The sequence below is a fragment of the Corynebacterium accolens genome (genome assembly GCF_023520795.1).
In the GTDB taxonomy this organism is placed as follows: Bacteria; Actinomycetota; Actinomycetes; order Mycobacteriales; family Mycobacteriaceae; genus Corynebacterium; species Corynebacterium accolens.
The window spans coordinates 2,441,111-2,465,625 of sequence record NZ_CP046605.1; the positions used below are offsets into that span (position 1 = coordinate 2,441,111).

Below are 24,515 nucleotides of genomic sequence, written 5' to 3' on the forward strand. Positions count from 1 at the left end.
TACCGGCCGCTAGGAATTAATTATCATCCACATTCACGGGATAGGTGGAATACAGCGGCAGGGGCATTGGCTGGCGTTTCATGACATCGGCCCAAAGATCGGCCGGGCCTGGGGCCACCACATCCTGTGCTAGGGCGGGTGCTACGAACCATTCACCGGCCTCGATTTCTTCCTCCAGCTGCCCGGGACCCCACTCGGCGTAGCCGGCGAACATGCGCATGCCGGTGACCAGTGGCTCGATATCTTCCGGGTTGGAGCGCAAATCCACGTGCGCTAGACGCGGTGCGAGGCGGTTGAGTTGTTCTTCTTTATCTGGGTCCACGCCTTGCTTGGTCTGCGCCAGGCCCACGACGGATTGCTGGTTGAGCGGACCACCGATATACAGTGCCTGTGGTTTAGCAACGACGGGCATCCATTCTGGGAGCACGTTAAAAATGGCTACCTCTGAGCGCTTGGTCAGGTCCACGCCAAAGGTCATCATGTCATTGTGCTCGACCAATAAGATGACGGAGCGGGCGAATTCCGGGGACAACATCCCCGGTGCGGACACGAGTAATTGCCCAGGGGCGGGATCGTTGCGCTCGAGGGCATTAAATAATCTATCGGCAAACATCACTGTTTAGACTCCCACCACTGGCGCAACTTCGCAATAGCTTCTTCCCGCTCGAGGGGGCCGTACTCCAGGCGCATTTCCTTCAAATAGGACCACGCCTGTCCCACTTCGGGGCCAGGGGAGAGGCCTAGGATCTCCATGATCTCGTTGCCATCGAGATCCGGGCGCACCCGCGCGAGGTCTTCCTTGCGGCCAATCTCCTCGATTCGCTCCTCCAATTGGTCATAGGTGCGCTGCAAACGCCGCGCCTTCTTGGCATTGCGGGTAGTGCAATCGGCGCGCACCAGCTTGTGCAGGCGGGGGAGGAGGTCACCGGCATCGTTGACGTAGCGCCGCACGGCAGAATCGGTCCATTGATTTTCCCCAAAACCGTGGAACCGCATGTGCAGGTAGACCAGCTGGCCAATGTCTTCCGTCGTGGCCTTGGGATATTTCAGCTTCCGCAGGCGCTTGCGCGTCAGCTTGGCGCCCACCACCTCGTGGTGGTGGAAAGAAACCTTGCCGTCGGTGTTATCGAAGGTATCGGGCTTGCCGATGTCATGCAGCAACGCCGCCCACCGCAAAACCAGGTCCGGGCCGTCTTCTTCTTGATCCATGGCCTGGCGCAGCACCTTCAGCGAGTGCGCATAGACATCCTTGTGCTGGGCGTGCTCGTCCGTGGTCATGCGCAGGGCAGGGATCTCCGGGAAGATGTAATCCGCAATCCCGGTATTGACCAGCAGATCGATGCCATCCCACGGCGCTTTGCCGCACATGAGCTTATCCAACTCCACTTGGACGCGCTCTACCGTGATGCGCTGAATCTCTGCCGCCATATCGCGCATAGCGGCTACCACGCGGTCTGCCACGTGAAACTCCAATTGGGATGCAAAGCGCGCGGCGCGCAGCATCCGCAGCGGATCATCGTGGAAGGAGATTTCCGGTTTATCCGGAGTATCGAGCACCTTATTGGCCACATCGTGGAGGCCGCCGAGGGGATCGTGGAACTCAAAGGTGGCATCGGCAAGCAGCTCAATGGCCATGGCGTTGACCTTGAAATCGCGCCGCACCAGATCGCCCTCCAGGCTATCGCCGTAGATGACCTCGGGGTTGCGGGACTGCCCATCATAGGAATCGGAGCGGAAGGTGGTGATTTCAATCTGCTGGCCCTTGTACACGGCGGACACGGTGCCATAGGCAATGCCGGTATCCCATACCGTTTCGGCCCACTCATCCAGGATTTCCTTGACCACCTCCGGGCGCGCTGGGGTGGTGAAGTCCAGATCATTGCCCAAGCGGCCGAGGAGCGCATCGCGCACCGAGCCGCCCACAAGATAGAGGGCATGTCCGCGGGCGCTGAATTTCTCCACCAGCCCGCTCAATAAGCCACTGAGCGAGTTCACGGTAGACTCCGCGCGCGCAAGAACGCCGATTAACTGAGTGTCCTGAAAATTCACGGGTGAGAGTCTACTACGATTGGCAGGGATGACTAACCAAGAACAAGGCTCCGCGCAAGGCCCCTCCAAAGGAGGCGGCCGTAGCCGTAATCGGCGCCGGCGCCGGCGGCGGCCGGATAACCGCACGCGCCGCACTAACCAGCAGCGCAGGCAGCAACGCGGTGGCAATAATCATGGCACCTCCACCGTCATGGAGACCCGCGATGAAACCTCGGCGGGCGGGCTCGTAATCTCCGGGCTGGCCGAGTGCGTCGACGGCAACGGTAAAGCGGACCTGTCCCGCGTCTACGTGGCTCTTATCGGGCGCCTAGACCGTCGCGGGCGTTTATTGTGGTCCATGCCTAAGGGGCATGTGGAAAATGGCGAGGCCAAGGAGGTCACCGCGGAGCGCGAGGTATGGGAAGAAACCGGCATTTCCGGCGAGGTTTTCGCTGACCTCGGGGTGATCGATTATTGGTTCGTCTCTGATGGCGTGCGCATTCACAAGACGGTGCACCACCACCTCCTGCGTTTTGTGGACGGCATCATGAACGATGAGGATCCAGAGGTGACCGAGGTGTCCTGGATCCCCGTTTCTGAACTCATCGAGCACTTGGCGTACGCGGACGAACGCAAGCTCGCGCGCATCGCGCACGATCTCCTCCCCGATCTCGCACGAAAGGAAGCCGACGCAGGGAAAGCGACCCCACGCTAATGCACCAGCGCCTGAAATCACTCGCCGCGGCTGGCGGTTGCGCGGTACTCGCCGGTTGGGGATTGTTCCTACCAAACGCGGCGGCCCAAATGGACTCTGCTCCGGACAAGCAGATGGATATCCAGGCTTGGCTGGGCGCGCGCGGCCCGGAGCGCGCCGATCTGGATCTTATCGATGCCCAGCCCTTTACCGTAGGCACTGACCTGCGGCTGCGCTTCCGCGTGCACAACCCCACCGATCAGCCCTTAGAAGATCTGCAGATAACTAGTCGGCGCGGCGATAGCGTGGCTAATGCGGCAGAAGCGCGGACGGAAATGGCCACCGGTGATTTTCCTTACTACGGCCCTGGCATGACCACCGCGCCGCTGCAACCAGGGGAAACCCGGGAATTAAGCTTTACCGTACCCAGTGGATTGGATGCCGAGCGCACCTTGGCCATCAATGAACCGGGCGCCTATCCGCTGCTCTTTACCCTGACCGGCACCCTCGAGGGCGATGCGGTGAGTCTGGCGGAAGAGCGCTTTGTGCCCCAATTCTCTGACGAGGGCCCCACGGATGCCAAAGATGCCGCGGCACCGGAGGAAGCGGCACCGGAAGAAGATGACGCCGAAGCCGAGGATTCCCAACCCCACGATCTCACTGTGGTCTATCCCATCAGCGCGAACCTGGACATCGTCCCCGGCGGGCTTGGGGGAGAAGAGCTCATCTTGTCCTCGGATGATTTGGGGCATGAGCTACACAAAGGCGGCCGCCTCGATAGGTTGGTTTCTACCTACCAAGATCATGATCTGCAGGGAGCGGGCTGCGTGGCCATCGATCCCGCGCTGCTCGATACCGTCAACCGCATGGCGCAAGGCTATACGGTCAATTCCACCCGCCCCGCGCAGGGCGATCGCCCCAAGCGCCTGCGCGATTCCTGGTCGCGGGGCAGTGACGATGACAAGGGAGTGCCGGGTGAGGCAAAAAATGACGCCGAGCGGTGGCTGGAGCGCCTGCGCGAGTTGGATTGTTTCATCGCCATGCCTTGGGCCAATGCGAATGCCTCTGCGGTGGCACGGGCCAATAATCCCGCCCTTCTCTTTGAGGGTTTGCAGCGCGGCAATCAAACCATTGAGCGCATCCTGAGCAAGGCACCGGCCAGCAATATCTTGGCGGTAGGTTCCGGTTATATTGACCAAAAATTGCCGGTGCCATCCCTGGTTGCGGATAATTCGAACTGGTCCGGCGAGGCCGCGACTTTCGATGCCTCCCTTGGCGCCCTGCTATCCCAAACCGGCTCCAAGCCGCAGACGGTTGGCTATTCCAACCCGGAGCTGCGCTATGACTACGCCAAAGATTCTGCTCTGTCTCGCGCCATCACGGGCGGGGCGGCCCTCAGCCTCGCGGGTGGGGAAGATACCGTGGCCAAGCTTCCCAACTACTTGGACCCAAGTGCGGCCGAGCATGCACTCGCCGCCGCGGAAGACTTGCTCGACTCCGGCCACTCCCGTCCCCGCGGGATCAGCACAGTGGAATTGAAGCAGGGCGATCCAAACGCTCCCACTGGCAGCCCCTTTATCGATCCGGCGGTCTTTTCGGAGCCCGAATTGGCCCGCGTTGAACAACAGGCGCGCTATACCGATGAGCTGATGAATATCGTGGTGGATGACCCTGATATCACCATGACGCGCTCTGAATTCGTGCTGCCACTGCGCCGCGATCTCCTCAATTCCTTATCGCTTCATAATCGCGATAGCTTGAGCACCCACGCCGCAGCGCGCCAGTCCTTTTCCCGCACCATGGAGATGCACTCCAATACGCTGCGGGATCTGCGCGATTCCGTCTCCCTCATCCCCCCGGGCAATGTTTATACTCGCGTATCTGAGTCATCGCCGCTGCTCATCGTGGCCGAAAATGGCCTGCCATTGCCGGTGGAGGCGAAGCTGCAATACGATGCCCCCGATGGCGCGCGGCTCAACACGCCCAAAAGCGTCCGTATTCCCGCTAAGGGCTCTATTACTGTATCCATGACCGCTGATATGCCGAAGGACGCGGATCGCACGGACATTGGGCTGTGGCTGGCCACTCCTAAAAACCAGACCATTTCGCAGCCCATCACTATCTCCGTGCAGACACGTGCCGGTATCGTAACCTTATACGCTGCCGGCATAGCCGGCGCTCTCGCGCTGGTTTTGGCTACGCTCTTTCGGCTTGGCCGTCACCGACGCAAAAATCACAAGGCTGAAAAGTAAAAGTTGAAGTTGTATCCTCTATGACCGAAAAAGATGGCCGCCAGGCCCACCACGCGGAGAAGGCACCTGCAGGCGCGGTAGACCCCACGGATACCGCCCCCAATGCGAAAGAAAACCGTGTCCCGGTTACCGCCGGCGCGCGCGGCCGCATCGTGCGCGCCTCTCCGCCCGCACCAGTACCAGAAAAGCGGCCCACCCCCTCAGTGCAGAACACCACTGTTCCCCCTGAGGAAGATAAGTCCGCGCTGACTGGCCGCAATGCGGAGATCGAGGCCTCCAATCAGGATGTCATCCGCGCGACGGGAACGATGGCCATCGCCACGCTGCTCTCGCGCATCACCGGCTTCCTACGGCAGATGCTGATCGGCGCCACCCTTGGTGCCACGGTGGGTACGGCCTTCAGTAGCGCCAACCAGATCCCCAACCTGGTCACCGAAATCGTGCTGGGCGCGGTGCTGACCTCACTAGTGGTCCCGGTCTTGGTGCGCGCGGAGAAAGAGGACTCGGACCGCGGCGAAACCTTCGTCCGAAGACTTTTTACCCTGGCGTTTTCCATCCTGGGCATCGTTACCATCCTCTCCGTTATCTTCGCGCCATTCTTAACGAGGATGATGCTGCCTGAAGATTCCAAGGCCAATGCCGTACAGGCAACATCATTGGCCTTCTTGCTCTTGCCGCAGATCCTGTTCTACGGCCTCTTCGCCCTCTTCCAGGCGGTCCTAAATACCAAGAATATCTTTGGCCCTGGTGCCTGGGCGCCGGTGGTCAATAACATCATTTCCATCAGCGTCCTGCTGGCGTATCGCTTCTTGCCAGGCCGCCTCGACCCGCACGATCCTACGCCGGTGGCGGATCCACACATCATGCTGCTAGGCCTGGGCACCACCACGGCGGTGATCGTGCAGTGCTTGATCCTTGTGCCGTACCTGAAAAAGGCCGGCATCAACCTACGCCCGAAGTGGGGCCTCGATGCCCGCATCAAGCAATTCGGCGGCATGGCGCTGGCCATTATTACCTATGTGGCCATCTCCCAGCTGGGTTACGTGGTCACCTCCCGCGTGGCGGCGTATGCCGATGCCGGTGCGCCGCTGGTCTACCAGAACGCATGGCTGATGCTGCAGGTGCCGTACGGCGTTATCGGCGTGACCTTGTTGACCGCCATCATGCCGCGGCTTTCGCGCAATGCCGCCGATGGCGATGTCGATGCCGTGGTGCGCGACCTCACCTTGGGCACCAAGCTGACCTTCATCGCGCTTATCCCCATCGTCATTTTCATGACGGGCTTCGGCGTGCCCATCGCCCGCGCGCTATTCCAATACGGCGCCTATGGCGCAGATAGCGCAGAGCAGCTCGGCCTCACCATCAGTTTTTCCGCCTTTACCTTGATCCCGTATGCGTTGGTGCTGCTGCACCTGCGCGTTTTCTACGCCAGGGAAGAGGCGTGGACGCCCACCTTCATCATTGCCGGCATCACGCTGACCAAGATCGTGCTGACCCTGCTGGCACCGCTGATGACCAGCAACCCGGACCGGGTGGTTATCCTCCTCGGTACCGCCAACGGTTTTGGCTTTGTCTCCGGTGCGGTCATCGGCGGCTTCCTGCTCAAGCGCAAGCTGGGCAGCCTGGGCGGTAAGGCCGTGACCCAGACGGTCCTCTGGTCCTCCGGTGCCGGCGCGGTCGGACTAGTTGTCTCCTGGGCGCTGTACTGGCTCATGCAATTGGTCTTGCCGGCGCAACTGCCTTCGATCGTCTCGCTGGTCAAGGTCGTCGTGCTGGGCATCGTCTTTGTGATTATCACCGGAATCGTCCTGTCCAAGTCCTCCCTGCCCGAGGTGCAGAACCTGGCGCGCGCCCTCCAGCGCATCCCGGGAATGTCCCGGTTCATCACGGTGGACAATTCCAAGGCCATCGAAGTCGAGGAACCAGACCTGCAGGAAATCCAGCCGGTCTATACGCAGGATTCCTTCAACGCCACCTTGGTGCCGCCACCGATGTCCGCCGGTATCGTCCGCGGCCCGCGCTTGGTCCCCGGCGCCCCCGTATCGGACGGTCGCTTCCGCCTCCTGCAGGATCACGGCGCTGTATCCGGCGCCCGGTTCTGGCAGGCCCGCGAACAAGCCACCGGCCGCCTCGTGGCGCTGACGTTCGTCGATACCAATACGCAGGCGCCCATCGCGCCGTCGACGCCCACGGTCTCTGCCCGCCGCTCCGCCGAAATCTCCCGCAATACGCGGCGTTTGGCCGAGCTCAACCTAGAGACCATGGCGGATAATATCGAGATTTTGTCCTACCGCACCGGCTGCCTGGTGGTGGCGGATTGGTTTGAGGGCACCTCCCTCAAGCAGGTGGCAGAGGCAGATAACCTCGACCCCAATTCCGTCGCCCGCGCTACCGCGCCGCTGTTTGCCGATGCCGCCACCGCCCACGACGCCGGCCTCATCCTCGGCGTGGAGCACCGCGACCGCTTCCGCGTATCCACCTCCGGCATCGTCAAGGTTGCCTTCCCCGCGGTGCTGGATGGGACGTCTGCAGAAAGCGACCGCGAGGCCCTCAGCTCCGCGCTAAGCATGCTGGTCGAATCCACCGAACCATCGCCGAAGAAGCTGCGCGATATTTCCGATGACGCCAATCTCACCGCCGATGAGGCCGCAGAGCGCCTCGAAGAGGCACGGCTGGCCTTTGATGCCGCGGATGCAGAGAACCGCGAAGAGAAGCTGGAAGAGCTGCAGGAGGCGGAGGGGCTGACCTCGGCGGGCATCGCCAAGCGCCTGCGCGAATTCGCCCCAGAAGAGCAGGAAGAAAAGACGGAGGCCCTCCCCGTGGTCGTTGAAGATGAGCCCACGCAGGAAGAGGATCCGAAGCAAGAACCCGGCTTTGGCGGCCGCGGTTACTCGGGCTCCGGCGTCGTGGTCATCGGCATTTTCGCCACCATCTTCGTCGTGGGCATGGCGGCGCTGACGACGTGGGTGATGTCCCTGCTCAGCGATGTAGAAAAGACCAGTTCGGTTACTGAAACCGTGCAGGGCTCCACGATGATCCCGGAAACCCCGCCGGTGCACCTCAAGGAATCATCCGCCATCACGGTGCCAGACGGCGAGGATAATGAGCAGCTTATCGATGGCAAGACGATCACCACCTGGTCCACGAAGGAATCCGGTTCCGGCGCCTTGGTCACCCTGGATAACCCGGCCCACCTTTCTGTCATGACCGTGACCCACACCAGGTCCAATGGCGCGCACTACGAAATCTATGGCGTTAATAAAGACGATTTCGATCCCAAGCACCCGCAGCTGAGTTCCCTTCCCAAATTGGCGGAAGGAAAGTTCAAGCACTTAAACGAGGAGCTGGAGCTCAAAGAAACGCCCCAACAATTCGATGCCGCGCTCATAGTGATCACGGAACTGCCTAAGTCAAAAGAGGTTACACTGGGGGAGGTCCAGCTTGTAGGCCATCCTTAATGTCGAGGTCAGCGGGCTGGAAAAAGAATTTTTACTTCAAGGCTTGACTAAATTTCCCAATCGGGTATCGTAGTTGGTGTTACATCACCAACAACGTTAGGAGAAACAATCATGTCCCTCGCAGCAGGTACCTACACCATCGACAAAGAGCACACCGTTATCGGCTTCGTTACCAAGCACGCTATGGTTACCAAGGTGCGCGGCAACTTCGGTGAGTTCGAAGGCACCATCAACGTCGCCGAGAACATCGCTGACTCCACCGCAGAGGCCACCATCAAGGCTGCTTCCATCTCCACCGGCAACGAGGACCGCGACGGCCACGTAAAGAACGAAGACTTCTTCAACGTGGAGGAGTACCCAGAGCTTTCCTTCACCACCACCAACGTCAACGTTGATGAGGACGGCAACGGCACCGTCACCGGTGACCTCACCATCAAGGGCACCACCAAGTCCGTCGACCTCAAGGTTGAAGAGGTCGCTACCGCTGAGGACCCATTCGGCAACTTCCGCCTGGGCTTCGAGGCGCAGACCAAGATCAACCGCAAGGACTTCGGCATCGACTTCAACGCTCCGCTCAAGACCGGCGGCGTCCTTGTTTCTGAAGACATCAAGATCGAGCTCGAGGTTTCTGCCATCAAGCAGTAATCGCACTTCTTTGAAAACCTTGGGCTCTCACAGCCTTTTGGTTACCAACCACTAAAGCCCGCGCCGCGTACCCGCCCGGCCGCGGGCTTTAGTCGTTTTCCATGGACCTTGAGTTCAGAGGGTCGAGGCGAATGCCGAAACAGAACGACGTTGACGGCATCCATCATGCTTCCCCGGCGTCCATTGCGGTGGACCGTTCGCAAATTAGTACAGACGGGAGTTTTTCTGCCCACTCTAGTGATTCTCTAACCCCGTCTGCGATGCTCAACTCGGCTTGCCAACTGAGGAGCTGTTCGGCCTTGTCGGTCAAAGTCGCACAACCCACGACATCACCGAGCCGCGGAGGAGCTGTCTGCACATTCAGGGGCTTCCCGGTCGCTTGCCCGAACGCGTCGGCGAGTTCGAACACCGTTGTTCCCGTTCCGGTTCCGAGATTAATGATATCGAAACCATCGATCTCGGATCTCGAGATGACCTCGTCGAAGTTCTGAAGCGCCGCCACGTGGGCCCGGGCGAGGTCCCAGACATGCACATAGTCACGAAGTCCGGAACCGTCGCGCGTGGGCCAATCGACACCCGTCACCGTGAATACCCCTCCGCTTCGATACGCCTCGATCATCTTGCCGAGGGCGTGCGTCGGATGTGGATCCTGGAGGCCACTACGCATACTAGGGTCTGCGCCGATCGGATTGAAATAGCGCAACGCGATCGCGTTCATCGCACCGGTGGCAGCGAAATCGCGCAGCACGCGCTCCAACATCCATTTGGATGCCGAGTAGGGACTCTGAGGGGCGACTGCTCCGGTCTCGTCGACCATGTAGTCATCACCAACTTCGTACATGGATGCGGTCGAGCTAAGAATGAAGCGGCGGACTCCGAGACCGGATAGCTCACGCAAAAGCGTCAGTGACTTGGCGACGTTGTTCTCATAGTAGTCGAGTGGCGCGGACACAGATTCAGGAACGACGATTTTCGCCGCACAGTGGATGACGGAATCGATATCTGGATGTTCAGACAGGATGTTCTGCACTACGCAGGTGTCCGCGATATCGCCTTCGTAGTTTGCATACGGCCGTGAGAACTCTTTGAGCCCCTTGCTGTAGTCATCCAAGATGACGGGCGTTATGCCATTGTCCTGGCAACATGCCGCAATGGTCGATCCAATGTATCCTGCTCCACCGGTGATGAGAACCTTCATGCATTATCCTTCAGTCGAATGCCGCGACCTTTAGCCGCGCTCGACAAGAGTATATCTGGTCGCGTCTTCTAGAGTTGTGTCTCAGCATATTTTCCTGTCAGGCAAGTGGGTCAGCAGGTCCACGCGGCAGGCTCTCGTAACCGAGCAGGAGTCCTAGAGACTCGGCCCGTCGACGCCCGGGTCCATTCTCGGAGAACTGGTCGGTCCAGAAGCCCGACCGGTGCCACTGCTGCGGGACTGGCCCGCCTTCGCCGCCCGGAGCTGCTCAGTGATCGAGTACCCGAAGATGGAATCGGTCGCCGATCCCGAGGGATCGGTGTGGGAGGAAGGTCAATGCGCTGTATCTGGCGGAGACGTCGCCGGGTGATTCGTGGACCGGTCACGACCGGTCCACGACAGTCGATGCTACCGATGCTGCTGGTTCCGGGGCCGGCGAGAGTCGGTGGAGTACGCGCGGGATCTCCTGGTCGCGGCGTGCAGCCGGGAGCGGGCAGATGTGACCCCGCACGCGGTGTGGGGCAAGAACTGGGATCGGTGGTTGATGGATCGACTGTCGACGGATCTTACGGTGGATGTTCACCCGTTCGCCGGCACACCGATGGCCGAGGCGATGGAGCACCGGGGTCAGTTGCGGGAAGCACGGCTGGACGCCTACGCCGCCCGGCAGGCCGCTGGTTCAGGTGGCGGCACCGCGGCCGGACGCGCAGCGTCCGCTGCGGGAGGTCGACGACCACCTGCTGCGTCTGGCCGGTGAGTCCTGAGGTCTGCAGTTGAAGGTCAAGCAGGCCAGTGAGCCGCTGGAGCAGGAGGCCACCGCGCTGCGGAAGGTCGAGCAGGACGCCGAAAAACTCACGGCCGCCCAGGAGCAGGCCGATCGGTGTGCCGGACTGCTCCAGGTCGCAGAGGCGCAGTCCCGGGATGCGGAGCAGGCTGCCGGCAGCGGGATCGGGTGGCTCAAGGGTGCCGGGAGGAAGAAGGCCGAGCAGCATGACCTGCACACCGCACAGCGGAAAGTCACCCAGGCGCGGCAGCAGACCGCGGTGGCACAGCAGGACGTGGAGCAGGCAGCCCGATAGCTGACAGTGGCGCAGCATCAGGCGGAGCCACTGCAGCTGTCTCCGCAGCAACGGCAGTCGTGTCAGGAGCAGTTGGCGTTGTATCGGCGTCTTGAAGACGCCGATGAGGTTCACTGGGAGATACTGGACCGTGAGCGCGAGCAAGCTCAGACGGTTGCCGCCGCTGCAGTTGGGAAAGATCTCCCAGCGGCAGAGGACATCGAGGTGGTGTTCGCTGAGTACACCTCACAGAGGCCGGTGGATTTGATGTATGAATCTGCGCCGACGCAAATATACGGGCAGATCTTGATTGTCCAAGCACGAACACTGGTTTCCCCTAAGAATCACCGATAGAATTGCCGGGACGAGGCGCAAGGAGAACACCATGAAAACGGCCACTACTTCACGGGGTATCACCTACGCATCGCTGGGGATATTAGCGGTCTCCTCGTCCCTGTGGGCTATGTACATGCAAGACAATGCATTTGCGATTATTGGCCTGCTTTGTGGAACGGCGGTCACCGCGTGGCAGATTCATCACTATAAGGCGACGATTCCACTTGCCGTTGATTTCATTGCGATAGCCGCGGGGATTGTGTCAGCTGTGGGCTTTGCGCTCCGGGAGAGCCTTTCAAGTTCCGCAATGGCATCGTTTAGCTATGCCACGGCTGGCGCATTGATCGTATACCTTATTTTCGCCGCTATCGCGATTATCAAATCTCGGGAAAGTGAGAGCTGAGCCCGGCAGCACAACACTCCATTTATCGATTTCAAATACAATTTCTCGTTAAATCTCCCACTGCGGTAACTATAGTTTCTAACTATGACGACACAACGCGATAAATCCCAGCACGAGCTGCTCCAAGAGCGCGCCGCAGCAGTAGACCTGCGGGCATACCACCTGCACCTAGACTTATCTCAGGTGAAGGAAAGCCCCACGTTCAGCGCCACGAGCCGCATCGAGCTCACCACCACCGAGCCCGAACTTTTCCTGGACTATCTGGGAGAATCGGTAAAGCAGGTAACTGTTAACGGTCAGGCACAGGACGTCGATTTTGATGGCAGCCTTATCCGCCTCCACGGGCTACCGGTAGGGGAGGAGCTGACGATTGAGGTCAGTGGCACCTCGCGCTACTCGCGCACGGGCCAGGGTTTGCACCGCATGCACGACCAGGCCGATGACGCGACCTATCTGTACTCACACCTCGAGCCTTCCGATGCCCGCCGCATCTTCCCTTGCTTTGAGCAACCCGACCTCAAGGCGCCGTTCCACGTCACCATGACCGCGCCGAAGGACTGGCAGATCCTCTCCAACCAGCCGGAGACCGAGCGCGAGGAGCACGGGGACAATGCTACGGTTCGCTTTGCGCCCACCCCGCCGCTTTCTACATACCTCACCTCTTTTGCCGCTGGGCCATATAAGTATCAGGAGCGCACCTGGACTTCGCCGGATGGCGAGCACTCCGCGCAGCTGCGCGCCTTTGCCCGCGCCTCCATGTTTGAATACTTGGACGAGGAAATCCTGGAGCTTACCGCGCAGGGCATGGACTATTTCCACGAGAACTTCGGCTTTGCCTACCCTTGGGGCAAGTACGATTCCATCTTCGTGCCGGAATATAACCTCGGCGCCATGGAGAACCCGGGCCTGGTGACCTTCACGGAAAGCTATATCTTCCGGTCAAAGGCCACGCGCAGCCAGAAGGCCGCCCGCGCAAATACCATTTTGCACGAGATGTCCCACATGTGGTTCGGCGATCTTGTCACCCCGCAGTGGTGGGATGATCTCTGGCTCAAAGAATCCTTCGCGGAGTTCATGGGCGCCGATGCCTCCGTGCACGCCACCGCCTACGAAGAGGCGTGGGTCAACTTCGCCGGCGAGCGTAAAAACTGGGCCTACCTGCAGGATCAGCTTCCCACCACGCACCCCATCAAGGCCGATATCCCAGACGTCGATGCCGCACGCCAGAACTTCGATGGCATTACCTATGCCAAGGGCGCGGCCGTGCTCAAGCAGCTCGTGCACTATGTGGGCCGCGATAATTTTTACGCGGGCGCGCGGGATTACTTCCAAGAGCATGCCTTCGCCGCGGCCACCTTCGATGACCTGCTCACGGCCCTGAAAAAGCACACTGACCGCGACCTCGATTCCTGGTCAAAGGCGTGGCTGCGCACCTGGGGTCCGGATACACTTACCCCGGAGCTGCACACGGAGGGCGAGAAGATCACCGAGCTTGCGGTGAGCGCCGAGGCCGAGGATACGACCCGGCCACACCGCCTGAGCGTGGCGCTTTTTGATGCCTCCTTGAACAAGTACCGCGAGTTCGACATCGACCTTCCCGCCGGCGGCCACCGCACCATCGTGGATGAGGCGGCGGGGGAGAAGGCCCCGGCATTGCTGCTGCTTAACGATGCCGACCACACCTACACCAAGGTCCGCTTCGACGACGTTTCGCTTGCCACCATTAGCGATCACCTCTCCGAGGTCCAGGATGGGCTCAGCCGCGCGGTCATCTGGACCTCGTTGTGGAACCTCACCAGGGACGGGGAGTGGAATGCGGAGGAGTACGTGGGGGTCGTCGCCAAGCACGCGCCCGCAGAGACCAATGCCACGCTGCTGACCACCGCCTACGGCAATGCGCACTTTGCCATCCAGCACTATGTGGCCGAAGACCGCCGCGAGCAGGTGCGCACCGAGTTCGCCGATGCGCTGTGGGAACAGCTCGGTGCCGCGGATCCGGGCTCGGATGCGCAGCTCATTCTGGCCCGCACCGCCATTGCCGCACTGGCCGCAACGCCGGAGGCCTCCGGTACCGAGCGCCTGCGGGACCTGCTCGCCGGCACGGTGGAGGGCCTGCGCCTCGATCCGCAGATTCGCTGGTCCATCCTGCGCGCCCTGGCCGCCCGCGACGGCGTCGCATTGGATGAGCTGGAGGCAGAAAAGCAGCGCGATAATACGCTGACCGGCGCGGCCGAATTCTTGGGCGCTAGCCACGCCTTCCCCACGCCGGAGACCAAGCGGGCCGCCTTCGATAGCGCGCTAACGCCAGGGGAGTACTCCAATGCGGAAGTCGATGCCCTACTGGCCGGCTTTAATGCCCCGCGCTCGGCAAAGCTACAAGAAGAATTCGCCGAAGAGTTCTTCCGCCGCGTCGAAGACATCTGGGATAACCACCCCATCGAGATCGCCAACCGGCTGATCCGCGGCCTCTACCCGGAATCTTCCATGGCGGAGTCCGCTACCACGGATCTCCTGCACAAGGATTTGCCGGGTGCGCTGCGCCGCGTGCTTCTGGAGTGCCGCGACCACCTGCGCCGCACCCTGCGCGTGCGCGCCCAGCAGTAGGCGGGTCAATAGACTGTACCGCCGCCGGCTCGCGCCGGAGTTCTCCTCGGGTCACAATTGCTTTAACACTTGTTGATCCGGGGGGAATCTACAGATGCCATTAAGTCCTGACCACAGCGACGAAGAATTAGTTGATGCTTTTATCGAGGGGGATAATAAAGCCTTTTCCGCCATCGTGGAACGCCACCGCAAGCGGCTGACCACCGTGGCGCGGCGTTATACAAGGAATGAGTACGACGCGCAGGATGTCGTGCAAGAAGCCTTCCTGCGCGCCAGCTGCAATCTCCATAACTACCGGCGGGAATCGGCCTTAAGCACGTGGCTGCACCGCCTGGTGAAAAACACCGGCTACGACTATTTAAATCACCGGGCTAATAGGGAAAACGCCTCGCTCGATAGCGATGATTTTGCCGATGATCGCAATCCACTGCTGGCGCATAACCCATCTGAAAACCTTGCCGAGCAGCTCGTCGTCCGCGAGGCTATGGAGCTTTTAAGGCAAGACCAGCGCGAAGCACTCATGCTTACCGATGTCGCCGGGTTCCGCGTCAACGAAGTTGCCACCGCCCAAGGCGTAAAGCCCGGCACCGTTAAATCTCGCCGCGCACGCGCGCGGGAGGTCTTGCGCGAAGCCATCGGTTAACTACATCTCGATATCGCATCATTCTTGCATCAATTTCGCAGCCGCTAGCCTTTACAATATGAACGATTCGCAATCTGGCGGGTAGACTCTTGACGTTACGCAAAATGACACTGTGATTTTAGGGAGTTAGCAATGACCGTCCACGATGTTGCCATCGTAGGTTCCGGACCTGCCGGTTATACCGCCGCGCTTTATGCCGCTCGTGCTGAACTCAGCCCCATTGTATTTGAGGGATTTGAATACGGTGGCGAATTAATGAACACCACCGAGGTAGAGAACTACCCGGGCTTCCAAAAGGGCATCATGGGCCCAGAGCTCATGGAAGAAATGCGCGCACAGTCAATCCGCTTTGGCGCGGATCTGCGCATGGAAGTCGTCGACTCCGTTGAGTTGGAGGGCGATATTAAAAAGCTCCACGTGGGCGATGAGGTATTTGAAGCCCGCACGGTAATCCTCGCCACCGGCGCCGCACCGCGCCACCTTGGCATTCCCGGCGAGGAAGAGCTCTCCGGCCGCGGTGTTTCCACCTGCGCTACGTGCGATGGCTTCTTCTTCAAGGGACACAATATCGCCGTCATCGGCGGCGGCGATTCCGCCATGGAGGAAGCTACCTTCCTGACCAAGTTCGCGGAGTCTGTCACCATTGTCAACCGCTCCGAAAACTTCCGCGCATCTAAGATCATGTTGGACCGCGCCCAGGAGAACGAGCAGATTAAGTGGGAAACCAATAAGGTTGTCGAGCGCGTGCTTGAAGATGACGGCAAGGTCGGCGGCCTAGAGCTCAAGGACGTTGAGACTGGGGAAACCTCCACCTTGGATGTCACCGCCATGTTCGTTGCCATTGGCCACGATCCGCGCTCGTCCTTCCTCAACGGCCAGGTAAAGCTAAACGATAACGGCTACGTTGAGGTTGATCAGCCCTCCACTAAGACCTCCCTGCCTGGCGTTTTCGCTTGCGGTGACTTGGTAGATGATCACTATCAGCAGGCCATCACCGCCGCAGGATCTGGCTGCCGCGCTGCCATGGATGCGGAACAATTCTTGGCTGCAAACCGTTAGATCCAGTATGAGTAACGTCAAAAAGGTAACCACTGAAACATTCCGTTTTGATGTCATCGAGTCGGATAAACCCGTCGTCGTAGACTTCTGGGCGGAATGGTGCGGGCCATGCAAGAAGCTGTCTCCGATCTTGGAAGAGGTCGCAGATGAGCTCGACGGTGAGGTCACCATCGCCAAGGTCAACGTCGATGAAGAACGAAACCTCGGTGCCATGTTCCAAATCATGTCCATCCCAAATGTATTGATTTTCAACAATGGCGAGAAGGTCGATGAGTTCGTTGGCCTGCGTTCTAAAGATGACATCGTGGCGCAAGTGAAAAAGCAGTTATAGCTGTTAATCTTGTTACTAAAGTTAACGAGTAGGAAATCTGCCATGCGGTCCAAAGTCCTAGGGCCGTGGAAGGGGTGAAAGGCGTGAATCGCGTTCTTCGGGTTGGTGATTCAAGTGTGCGCGTAGCTGAAGCTCGCGCCACCTTGGCTCGCCTTGGCCTCTTATCAGATTTCACGGGGGAACTGTCTGCCTGGAAAAAGCAGAAGTACTCCGAGACTGATAAGACCTTTGATGCCGATCTCGCTGAAGTGCTCAAGGCATTTCAGCAGTCGCGCGGCATCCTCCCAACGGGAGAGATCGACGATCTCACCCTGCGCGAGTTACGCCAAGCCTCTTATACCCTGGGTAGCCGTGTATTGAGCTACGAGCCCACCAATGCCTTGGTGGGCGATGACATTTCGCAATTGCAGCAGCAACTGCAAGAGCTTGGGTTTTATCAAGACCGCGTCGATGGTCATTTTGGCCGCACTACCCACGCCGCGCTCACCGAATACCAGCACAATTGCGGGCTGCAGGAAGACGGCGTGTGTGGCCCCGCGACCATTCGCGCGCTCAGCTTGCTCGGCCGCCGCATCACCGGCGGTTCGGCGCACAATATTGTAGAACGCGAGCGCGTGCGCAATGCCGGACCAAAGCTGGCTGGCAAGCGCGTGGTCATTGACCCTGCGCTCAGTGGCCGGGACTCTGGCTTCACGGTCAAGGGCCGTTTTGGTGATATTTCTGAGCAAGAAATTCTATGGGATCTCACCCAGCGCATCGAAGGCCGCATGATCGCCGCCGGCATGGAGACCATTATTTCGCGCCCCCGCACCGATGATGCGGACGTGCAATCCCGTGCCGAGCTGGCTAATGCCTTTGATGCCGATATGGTCATCTCTTTGGCGTGCGATTCTTACCCCAATGAGAAGGCCCATGGCGTAGCCACGTTCTACTTTGGTTCCGAATCCGGAAACTCCTCACTCATTGGTGAGACCCTATCTGGCTTCATCCAGCGTGAAATCGTGGCCCGCACCGATCTGCAGGACTGCTCTAACCATGGCCGCACCTGGGATCTCTTGCGCCTGACGCAGATGCCGGTGGTACAGATCTTTTTGGGTTATCTCACCAACCCTGAGGACGTCAAAATCCTGACCAACCCTAAGCGCCGTGATGATATTGCAGAAGCAATCGTCATCGCCGTCAAGCGCATGTACCTCATGGAGCAAGACACCGCCATTACCGGCACCTACAAATTCTCCGAGCTGCTTCAGGCGGAGCAAGCTTAGCCCCTCCTCACTAGGTTTGGGGCGCAAGCATTCTTTTGTGGCTTAGCCACCGTGTAATATCAGTCCAGTTATTGACTACTACACAGTGAATGGATTCCCATTATGGGCAGCTCAACCTCCGCCCCAATTTCCACAAAAGAAACCCGCCGCGTGGTAGCTGCCACCACAATCGGAACCGCGATTGAATGGTACGACTACTTTCTCTATGCCGCGGTTGCCGGCCTGGTATTCAACCAGGTGATGTTCGGCCCCTTAGAAGGCGGGGTAGCCAGCATCGTGTCCTTCGCCTCCGTGGGCCTATCTTTCCTTTTTCGCCCACTTGGCGCGTTCCTAGCGGGACATTTCGGTGACCGTCTTGGCCGCCGCCTCGTTCTCATGGTCACCCTTTTTGCCATGGGCGGGGCCACCACACTGATTGGCCTTCTGCCTACCTACGATACGGCGGGAGTATGGGCTCCCATCCTGTTGATTTTCCTCCGCATCATTCAAGGCATCTCTGCCGGGGGAGAGTGGGGTTCCGCGGTACTGCTTGCAGTTGAGCACGCTCCCAACGATAAGCGCGGCCTCTTCGGTGCTGGACCACAGATCGGAGTCCCCATCGGCCTACTGATGTCCTCTGGCGTGCTGTCCATCATGAATATCATCGCACCAGGGGATGCCTTCCTTGAATGGGGTTGGCGCGTGCCGTTCTTGCTTTCCTTCGTCCTAGTGATCATCGGCTACGCGGTCCGCGTCGGCGTGGATGAATCACCGGTCTTTCAGGAGATCTCAGATAATAAGAAACGCGAGGCGGCAAACCCCATTGGTATCTTGTTCAAACGGTATTTCCCGCTTGTCCTCGTCGCGGCCCTAGTCTTTGCAGGAAATGGCACCGTGGGCTATATGACCACCGGTGGCTATATCCAAAATTACGCCACCAACCCCGAGGGCCCGGTCTCGCTCGCGCGTGGCGATGTCCTGAATGCCGTCACCCTATCCGCCTTCACGTGGCTTATCTTTACCCTTTTCGCCGGCTGGTTATCGGATTATATCGGGCGCCGCGCGACGTATCTCATCGGATTTGTCATTCAAGCAATCGGCGCAGCGGCCCTTTTCCCGCTGGTAAATACGGCGTCCCTGGGATTGCTGTATGCCGCCCTCATTTTCCTGACGGTAGGCCTCGGCTTAACCTACGGTGCGCAATCTGCCATGTATACCGAGCTTTTCCCTGCATCCATCCGTGCCTCGGGCGTATCGATTACTTATGCCATCGGTTCCGTCCTCGGCGGTGCCTTCGCCCCGATGATCGCCGCAGCATTGGTAGAAGCAACGGGCACGACCTTTGCGGTTTCCGTCTATCTTGTCTCCGCAAGCATCGTCGGATTTATTGCGGCCCTACTCCTGCGTGAGCGCAAGGGCATTCCGCTTGGCGCCGAATACGAGGAAGAACAAGCCAAGGGCCACTTCATCTTTTCTAAGAAATAGTGCCCTCGCTCTAAAGAGGAGGGCACTCACCTTGCGGAAGTGGCAGGCACCTGGGGAACCTGCCACAGGAGCCAGTTATTTATCCCGCTCCATCAGCGCCATGATGCGCTCGAAATCTTCTTGGTCGCCGAATTCTACGACCATCTTGCCCTTGCGCTTACCCATAGTCACGGTGACCTTGGTATCGAAGCGATCCGAGAGGCGCTCGGCCGAGTCGGTGAAAAATTGCGGCTGCGGTACCTGAGACTTCTTCTTATTCTCCGCAGGCTTCCCGTCGCGCTTATATAGCGTCACGGCTTCCTCGGTCGCGCGCACGGACAAGCCCTCCGAAATAACCCGGTCCGCGATGTAGTCCATCGCTTCCTTGTCATCGAGGCCCAAGATAGCGCGGGCGTGACCGGCCGAGAGGGTGCCTGCGGCGACTCGCTTTTGCACATCCACCGGCAACCGCAGTAGGCGGAGCATGTTGGTCACCTGCGGGCGGGAGCGGCCAATGCGGTCCGCTAGTTCGTTCTGGGTAACGCCGAACTCTTCCAAAAGCTGCTGATAGGCGTGCGCCTCTTCCAAAGGGTTGAGCTGGACGCGGTGGATGTTTTCCAGCAGGGCATCGCGCAGCAGATTGTCATCTTTGGTATCGCGCACGATGGCGGGAATGGTGGCCAGGCCAGCCTTAGAGGAGGCGCGCCAACGGCGCTCACCCATGATGAGCTCGAATCCGCCTTCCTCGGAGGGACGGACGACGACCGGCTGCAGGAGGCCGAACTCGCGGATGGAGTGAACCAGCTCGCTGAGCTCATCCTCATCAAAAACGGTTCGCGGCTGCTTGGGGTTGGGAACGATTTCCCCCACGGAAATCTCGCGGTAGGTCGCCCCAATTGCTGCCGGCGTAGCTTGCCGCTTCTTGGAGGACTTGGACCCGGATCCTTGTTGGATGGTGGGGGCGCCCTTCACGCGCTTCTCGCCGCGTGCCTTGCGCTCGCTATTGCCCGTGGAATTTCCCAGGATAATATCTGCGGCGGAATCACCCAGCCGTGGCTTGCGGGTAGGTGCATCGGGGCCGGACGGGATGAGAGCGGCCAAGCCTTTGCCTAGGCCACCTTGCTTTTGTTCTGCCATGAAATCCTATCCTTCCAATTCCGCATAAATTTCGGGGCTCACGCCAATCGCCCCCGTGGTGGGATGTGGGCGATAATCACCGCGCCTGTTGAGCTCGCGAGCCGCCGCGAGGTACGCCCGTGCACCGGTGGATGAAGGGGCGTAATCAATGACCGTAGTCCCGTAACCAGGCGCCTCTGAGACGCGCACTGAACGCGGGATGACGTTACCCATGACAACGGCGCCAAATTGCTCGCGAACGTTATCGGCTACATCCTCAGCCAAACGCGTACGTGCATCATACATGGTAAGGAGCACCGCAGAGATATGCAGATCTTCATTGAGGTGCTCGCGAATCATCGTGATATTGCCCAATAACTGGCCCACGCCCTCCAGTGCGTAGTACTCGCACTGGATAGGAATAATGACTTCTTCCGCACACGTCATGGCGTTGATCGTCAGCAAGCCCAAAGATGGCGGGCAATCAATAAAGACGTATTCAAAGCCGTGCTCTTCTAGGAACCCTTTATGGAGGGCATCGTAAAGCCGAAACTCGCGGCGCACGAGAGATACCATCTCAATTTCCGCGCCGGCAAGATCGATGGTCGCGGGGATGCAATAAAGGTTGGAATTATGCGGGGAAGCCTGCATGGCCTTTTCCGCAGTGCAATCGCCCAAGAGCAATTCATAGCTGGAATCGGTTCCTGAGCTATGTTCCGCGCCCATGGCGGTCGATGCGTTTCCCTGGGGGTCAAGGTCAATGACCAATACCTTCTTGCCTTCAGTAGCAAGGGCTGCGGCCAAGTTAGCGGCGGAGGTGGTTTTACCTACGCCGCCCTTCTGGTTAGCAATGGTGATAAGGCGCGGATTAGTCATGCCGTCTACTTTAGTTCACGCGCGGGACACGGATAATCGTGGTTCCGTGAACGGTCGTGACCTCGGCTTTTCCGCCGCCGGCCTTCTTAATATCCGCGGCATCGCGCTCCAATTCTTCGTGTACAGAAGAGCCCTTCAGCGCGATCATCTCCCCGCCCTTGCGCACTAGGGGAAGAGACCACTTTGCCAGCTTTCCCAGGGGAGCTACCGCGCGGGAGGTCACCACGTCCGCGCCGGCCACTGCCTTTTTAATGGGGCCTTCTTCGGCGCGCCCGCGCAGCACGGTGACGTTATCTAATCCCAGGTTTTCGGTGACCTCGTTGAGGTAGTTATAGCGCTTTAACAGCGGCTCAATGAGCGTGATGTGCAGATCGGGGCGAGCAATCGCCAGCGGAATGCCGGGCAGCCCGGCACCAGAGCCGACATCGATAACCGTGGCGCCTTCCGGAATGACTTGTTCAATAACTGCGCAGTTTAAGATGTGGCGCTCCCACAGCCGCGGTACCTCGCGCGGGCCGATAAAACCACGAGTGGACCCGTCTGTAGCGAGCGAATCGTGGTATTCCTGCGCGAGCGGCAGGCGAGAGCCAAATACTGCAGACGGGTCCATCTCGGACACTATGAGAATCTCCTCAGTAGCTGTTTAGTTGTCGTTCTTCCGCTGTTTCTTCGTGCGGTTATCTTTCTTGCGAGCGCCAGGCTTTGGAGCGGTAGTGCGCTTGGCCTCAATCTTAGCGGCCTCTTCCTCTTCTTCTTCGCGGTCCATCTTGCCGTAGATGATGCGGGTCTGGAAGAAGGTCCACACGGTGTTGGACAGCATGTAGAACAGCAAACCGATGGGCCAGATGAAGCCGGAGAAGATCAGCATTGCGGGCATGACCCACAGCATCATCTTGGACATCATGGCCATCTGCTGCTGCATCATTTCCGCATTCTGACCCTGCGGGGCAGAAGTCTTGCCCTGGGCGCGGCGCTTTTCCTGGCGGTTCAGGCTCATACGCGCGTTGAAGTGCATCAGCACCACAATGACGGCAATCATCGGCACAATGATGAACGCTGCCTGGGTGGTGGTGGTGACACCTTCCACCAAGGGCGAGTTCAGGCGCAGGTTCGTCACCAGCGGAACGCCGAAGATCTTGGCGTCCAAGAACTGCTGGACCAGTTCCGGCTTAAAGATGTAGTTCGCAGTATTGGCGTTGGCCTCAATAGACATCGGCTCGCCGCTGGGGTGACCAAGGCCGCCGGCTACAGACACCGTGCGGTCGAATGAGCGCAGCACGTGGAAAAGACCAATGAACATTGGGATCTGCACCAAGACCGGAAGGCAGCCGGCCATTGGGCGAACGCCAGCGTCCTTATAGACCTTCTGCATCTCCTGCGCGGCCCGAGCCTGATCCTTGCCGTATTTCGCGCGGATTTCCTGCACCTTGGGCTGGATTTCCTGCATCTTGCGTGAAGATCGGATCTGGGCCACGGTGGGCTTGACCATGAGCGCCTTCAGCGTCCAGGTCAGCAGCACGATAGCCAAAATCCACGTAATGCCCCATGCGGGATCCATTACGAGAGATAGCAGCCAGTGCCAGAACCATAAAACGGCCGAAATTGGCCAGTAAATGAAATTAAGCACGAGTGTTTAATCCTCAGTTGTTGTTGGTGACCGGTACCGGGACTGGATCAAATCCGCCCGGATGCCAGGGCCCACATTTGCACACCCTAGCCATTGCCATCGCCGTACCTTTAAGCGCGCCATGTCTGGACAACGCCTCTAAGGCGTAAGCACTGCATGTCGGTTCGAACCGACAGGTTGATACCATCTTAAGGCCCGAGACATGTTTTTGGTAGAAACGAACCGCTTTAACCAGCGGTGCGGCCAGTCCGGAGGCTGCAGGAATTTCTTCCCCACGGGTATTTACATATCCCATTGCTTGCGCAGCGCCTTAGTAATATCTTTTTCTAATTGCTCGCTGGTGGCGGTCGCGCTGGCAGGGAGCGCACGAATGACAACATCCACGCCCGCTGGGAGCTTGGGGATGAGCGTCATGCACACATGGCGAAGCCGCCGGGAGGTGCGGTGGCGTACCACTGCATTCCCGACGGCTTTAGAAACAATGAGGCCGAACCGCGGCCCAGTGGCCGCGACCTCGGCTGGATTGTCCATGGTGCCATTGGAATTCGCACTCATGGTATCGCGCGCATGCACGACGACGGTGCGAGTGCCCTGCCGGCGACTGCCCTTCATCGTCCGCCGGAATTGCGGCGGCGATGTGAGCTTGTGGTGGGCTGGCAGCATGACTTATGCGGACAGCTTTGCGCGGCCCTTCTTGCGGCGAGCGGCCACAATTGCACGACCGGAGCGGGTGCTCATGCGAGTGCGGAAACCGTGCTTACGTGCACGGCGACGGTTGTTCGGCTGGAACGTGCGCTTACCCTTTGCCACGTCAATTCTCCTTGAAGTTGTACGTGGACATACTGCCGCCACAAAACGGCAGCATATCCACTGATGAATGGATTCCATGAACCTGACGCGTCACTGTTATCCAAACGCTCAGCGTGCTCTGGTAGCCCAGCCAATGCGAAGTGACGCCGTCCTGTTCATACGCAACTCTCTGTTGCAATAGACCATGCCAGATTACGTGATTTAAACCGCTGGAAACAAATCGACACCCGGTTACACCCGAAATTACATAAGTGTTTTTTCCTGCAGCTAGAGGGCCAGTTTTCGCGCTCATGCTGCGGCTAATCCTTCGCGCCGCAACCCTCCATAGCATTTTGCATTTTAAGTATAAATCCTCCGTTAGACACACCCGCCTTCGCGGCGGTAGAACTAAGGAATCGAATTCCACAGCAAGCTAACCGTTGTGGATAACTCTAAATAACCACTTGAGAGTTTTACTGTTTCCGCAGTACAACACCATAAAGTGGGCTATCACAAGTTATCCACAGCCATGCACTAAGCTGTGAATAACTATTTCTTCCACACCTGTGGATAACTCTGTGGAGATCGAGGTGACTCGATAAAAACCACTGTGAAAACCGCGGTGGAATCCACCGTGGAATTTGTTATTTACTGTCCACCCGTCCCCGAGAGAATTATTGAAGGTAGCCCGTT

General features: G+C 59.0%; 21 protein-coding genes and 1 pseudogene. 12 read left to right on the forward strand and 10 right to left on the reverse strand.

Features of this window, described 5'->3' with window-relative positions; all coding sequences use genetic code 11:
• Positions 1–16 precede the first annotated feature (16 nt).
• Complete coding sequence (locus CACC_RS11480; RefSeq protein ID WP_005275922.1) at positions 17–613, reverse strand: YqgE/AlgH family protein; 597 nt, start codon at positions 611–613, stop codon at positions 17–19.
• Entirely contained in the window at positions 613–2,049 is a 1,437-nt protein-coding gene (locus CACC_RS11485) for a CCA tRNA nucleotidyltransferase (RefSeq protein WP_005275927.1), read from the reverse strand. Before CACC_RS11485 ends, CACC_RS11480 begins: the two co-directional genes overlap by 1 nt.
• 31 nt (positions 2,050–2,080) lie before the next feature.
• Between CACC_RS11485 and CACC_RS11490 the strand changes: the two are divergent.
• The 4 genes and pseudogenes from CACC_RS11490 to CACC_RS11505 form a co-directional block, all read left to right on the forward strand.
• Positions 2,081–2,743, forward strand: a pseudogene (locus CACC_RS11490) (NUDIX hydrolase); the annotation flags it as partial.
• Positions 2,743–4,974 (forward strand): DUF6049 family protein, encoded by a 2,232-nt coding sequence (locus CACC_RS11495; protein WP_005275933.1) that lies wholly within the window; start codon positions 2,743–2,745, stop codon positions 4,972–4,974. The pseudogene CACC_RS11490 and the gene CACC_RS11495, both read left to right, overlap by 1 nt.
• Before the next feature lie 20 nt (positions 4,975–4,994).
• Positions 4,995–8,432, forward strand: coding sequence for a murein biosynthesis integral membrane protein MurJ (gene murJ, locus CACC_RS11500; RefSeq protein ID WP_005275934.1), 3,438 nt, complete (start codon positions 4,995–4,997; stop codon positions 8,430–8,432).
• A 111-nt stretch (positions 8,433–8,543) separates the two neighbouring features.
• Complete coding sequence (locus CACC_RS11505) at positions 8,544–9,077, forward strand: YceI family protein (protein WP_005275938.1); 534 nt, start codon at positions 8,544–8,546, stop codon at positions 9,075–9,077.
• 163 nt (positions 9,078–9,240) lie between these two features.
• Here CACC_RS11505 and galE read toward each other — a convergent pair whose 3' ends face one another.
• Positions 9,241–10,275: a UDP-glucose 4-epimerase GalE gene (galE, locus tag CACC_RS11510; RefSeq protein ID WP_005275942.1), complete on the reverse strand. Its 1,035-nt coding sequence runs from the start codon at positions 10,273–10,275 to the stop codon at positions 9,241–9,243.
• A gap of 770 nt (positions 10,276–11,045) precedes the next feature.
• On the opposite strand from galE, the gene CACC_RS11515 reads away from it, so the two are divergent.
• From CACC_RS11515 to CACC_RS11550, 8 genes are all read left to right on the forward strand, one after another.
• A complete protein-coding gene (locus CACC_RS11515) occupies positions 11,046–11,351 on the forward strand; it encodes a hypothetical protein (RefSeq protein ID WP_005275950.1) in 306 nt (101 codons plus the stop codon).
• Positions 11,352–11,715: 364 nt separating this feature from the next.
• A complete protein-coding gene (locus CACC_RS11520) occupies positions 11,716–12,069 on the forward strand; it encodes a hypothetical protein (RefSeq protein ID WP_005275957.1) in 354 nt (117 codons plus the stop codon).
• A gap of 84 nt (positions 12,070–12,153) precedes the next feature.
• Positions 12,154–14,673: an aminopeptidase N gene (pepN, locus tag CACC_RS11525; RefSeq protein ID WP_005275959.1), complete on the forward strand. Its 2,520-nt coding sequence runs from the start codon at positions 12,154–12,156 to the stop codon at positions 14,671–14,673.
• A 94-nt stretch (positions 14,674–14,767) separates the two neighbouring features.
• Positions 14,768–15,316: an RNA polymerase sigma factor gene (locus CACC_RS11530; RefSeq protein WP_005275963.1), complete on the forward strand. Its 549-nt coding sequence runs from the start codon at positions 14,768–14,770 to the stop codon at positions 15,314–15,316.
• Between the two features lie 132 nt (positions 15,317–15,448).
• Positions 15,449–16,375 (forward strand): thioredoxin-disulfide reductase, encoded by a 927-nt coding sequence (gene trxB / locus CACC_RS11535; RefSeq protein WP_005275966.1) that lies wholly within the window; start codon positions 15,449–15,451, stop codon positions 16,373–16,375.
• Positions 16,376–16,382: 7 nt separating this feature from the next.
• Complete coding sequence (gene trxA, locus CACC_RS11540; RefSeq protein WP_005275969.1) at positions 16,383–16,706, forward strand: thioredoxin; 324 nt, start codon at positions 16,383–16,385, stop codon at positions 16,704–16,706.
• A gap of 83 nt (positions 16,707–16,789) precedes the next feature.
• Positions 16,790–17,971, forward strand: a complete 1,182-nt coding sequence (locus CACC_RS11545; protein WP_034653713.1) for an N-acetylmuramoyl-L-alanine amidase — start codon at positions 16,790–16,792, stop codon at positions 17,969–17,971.
• 102 nt (positions 17,972–18,073) lie between these two features.
• Positions 18,074–19,435, forward strand: coding sequence for an MFS transporter (locus CACC_RS11550; RefSeq protein WP_005275975.1), 1,362 nt, complete (start codon positions 18,074–18,076; stop codon positions 19,433–19,435).
• A gap of 75 nt (positions 19,436–19,510) precedes the next feature.
• Here the strand turns inward: CACC_RS11550 and CACC_RS11555 are convergent, their stop codons facing one another.
• Genes CACC_RS11555 through rpmH form a run of 7 tightly spaced genes read right to left on the reverse strand, consistent with a single transcriptional unit; the run spans position 19,511 to position 23,843 of the window.
• A complete protein-coding gene (locus CACC_RS11555; RefSeq protein ID WP_005275978.1) occupies positions 19,511–20,551 on the reverse strand; it encodes a ParB/RepB/Spo0J family partition protein in 1,041 nt (346 codons plus the stop codon).
• A gap of 6 nt (positions 20,552–20,557) precedes the next feature.
• Positions 20,558–21,406, reverse strand: a complete 849-nt coding sequence (locus CACC_RS11560) for a ParA family protein (protein WP_005275982.1) — start codon at positions 21,404–21,406, stop codon at positions 20,558–20,560.
• A gap of 10 nt (positions 21,407–21,416) precedes the next feature.
• Positions 21,417–22,016, reverse strand: a complete 600-nt coding sequence (rsmG, locus tag CACC_RS11565; protein WP_034653716.1) for a 16S rRNA (guanine(527)-N(7))-methyltransferase RsmG — start codon at positions 22,014–22,016, stop codon at positions 21,417–21,419.
• A gap of 33 nt (positions 22,017–22,049) precedes the next feature.
• Complete coding sequence (yidC, locus tag CACC_RS11570) at positions 22,050–23,033, reverse strand: membrane protein insertase YidC (protein ID WP_005275986.1); 984 nt, start codon at positions 23,031–23,033, stop codon at positions 22,050–22,052.
• A 13-nt stretch (positions 23,034–23,046) separates the two neighbouring features.
• A complete protein-coding gene (gene yidD / locus CACC_RS11575) occupies positions 23,047–23,328 on the reverse strand; it encodes a membrane protein insertion efficiency factor YidD (protein ID WP_208854183.1) in 282 nt (93 codons plus the stop codon).
• A complete protein-coding gene (rnpA, locus tag CACC_RS11580; RefSeq protein ID WP_005275991.1) occupies positions 23,316–23,696 on the reverse strand; it encodes a ribonuclease P protein component in 381 nt (126 codons plus the stop codon). The genes yidD and rnpA overlap by 13 nt, the downstream gene beginning before the upstream one ends.
• A 3-nt stretch (positions 23,697–23,699) precedes the next feature.
• On the reverse strand, positions 23,700–23,843 hold the full coding sequence (gene rpmH, locus CACC_RS11585; RefSeq protein WP_005275994.1) for a 50S ribosomal protein L34: 144 nt from the start codon (positions 23,841–23,843) through the stop codon (positions 23,700–23,702).
• Positions 23,844–24,515 lie beyond the last annotated feature (672 nt).

Bases quoted from the DNA above. Each gene is read 5' to 3' on its own strand.
- CACC_RS11480 (WP_005275922.1), bottom strand. From the start codon at position 613: ATGTTTGCCGATAGATTATTTAATGCCCTCGAGCGCAACGATCCCGCC.
- CACC_RS11495 (WP_005275933.1), top strand. From the start codon at position 2,743: ATGCACCAGCGCCTGAAATCACTCGCCGCGGCTGGCGGTTGCGCGGTA.
- murJ (WP_005275934.1), top strand. From the start codon at position 4,995: ATGACCGAAAAAGATGGCCGCCAGGCCCACCACGCGGAGAAGGCACCT.
- CACC_RS11505 (WP_005275938.1), top strand. From the start codon at position 8,544: ATGTCCCTCGCAGCAGGTACCTACACCATCGACAAAGAGCACACCGTT.
- galE (WP_005275942.1), bottom strand. From the start codon at position 10,275: ATGAAGGTTCTCATCACCGGTGGAGCAGGATACATTGGATCGACCATT.
- CACC_RS11520 (WP_005275957.1), top strand. From the start codon at position 11,716: ATGAAAACGGCCACTACTTCACGGGGTATCACCTACGCATCGCTGGGG.
- pepN (WP_005275959.1), top strand. From the start codon at position 12,154: ATGACGACACAACGCGATAAATCCCAGCACGAGCTGCTCCAAGAGCGC.
- CACC_RS11530 (WP_005275963.1), top strand. From the start codon at position 14,768: ATGCCATTAAGTCCTGACCACAGCGACGAAGAATTAGTTGATGCTTTT.
- trxB (WP_005275966.1), top strand. From the start codon at position 15,449: ATGACCGTCCACGATGTTGCCATCGTAGGTTCCGGACCTGCCGGTTAT.
- trxA (WP_005275969.1), top strand. From the start codon at position 16,383: ATGAGTAACGTCAAAAAGGTAACCACTGAAACATTCCGTTTTGATGTC.
- CACC_RS11550 (WP_005275975.1), top strand. From the start codon at position 18,074: ATGGGCAGCTCAACCTCCGCCCCAATTTCCACAAAAGAAACCCGCCGC.
- CACC_RS11555 (WP_005275978.1), bottom strand. From the start codon at position 20,551: ATGGCAGAACAAAAGCAAGGTGGCCTAGGCAAAGGCTTGGCCGCTCTC.
- CACC_RS11560 (WP_005275982.1), bottom strand. From the start codon at position 21,406: ATGACTAATCCGCGCCTTATCACCATTGCTAACCAGAAGGGCGGCGTA.
- rsmG (WP_034653716.1), bottom strand. From the start codon at position 22,016: ATGGACCCGTCTGCAGTATTTGGCTCTCGCCTGCCGCTCGCGCAGGAA.
- yidD (WP_208854183.1), bottom strand. From the start codon at position 23,328: ATGGGATATGTAAATACCCGTGGGGAAGAAATTCCTGCAGCCTCCGGA.
- rnpA (WP_005275991.1), bottom strand. From the start codon at position 23,696: ATGCTGCCAGCCCACCACAAGCTCACATCGCCGCCGCAATTCCGGCGG.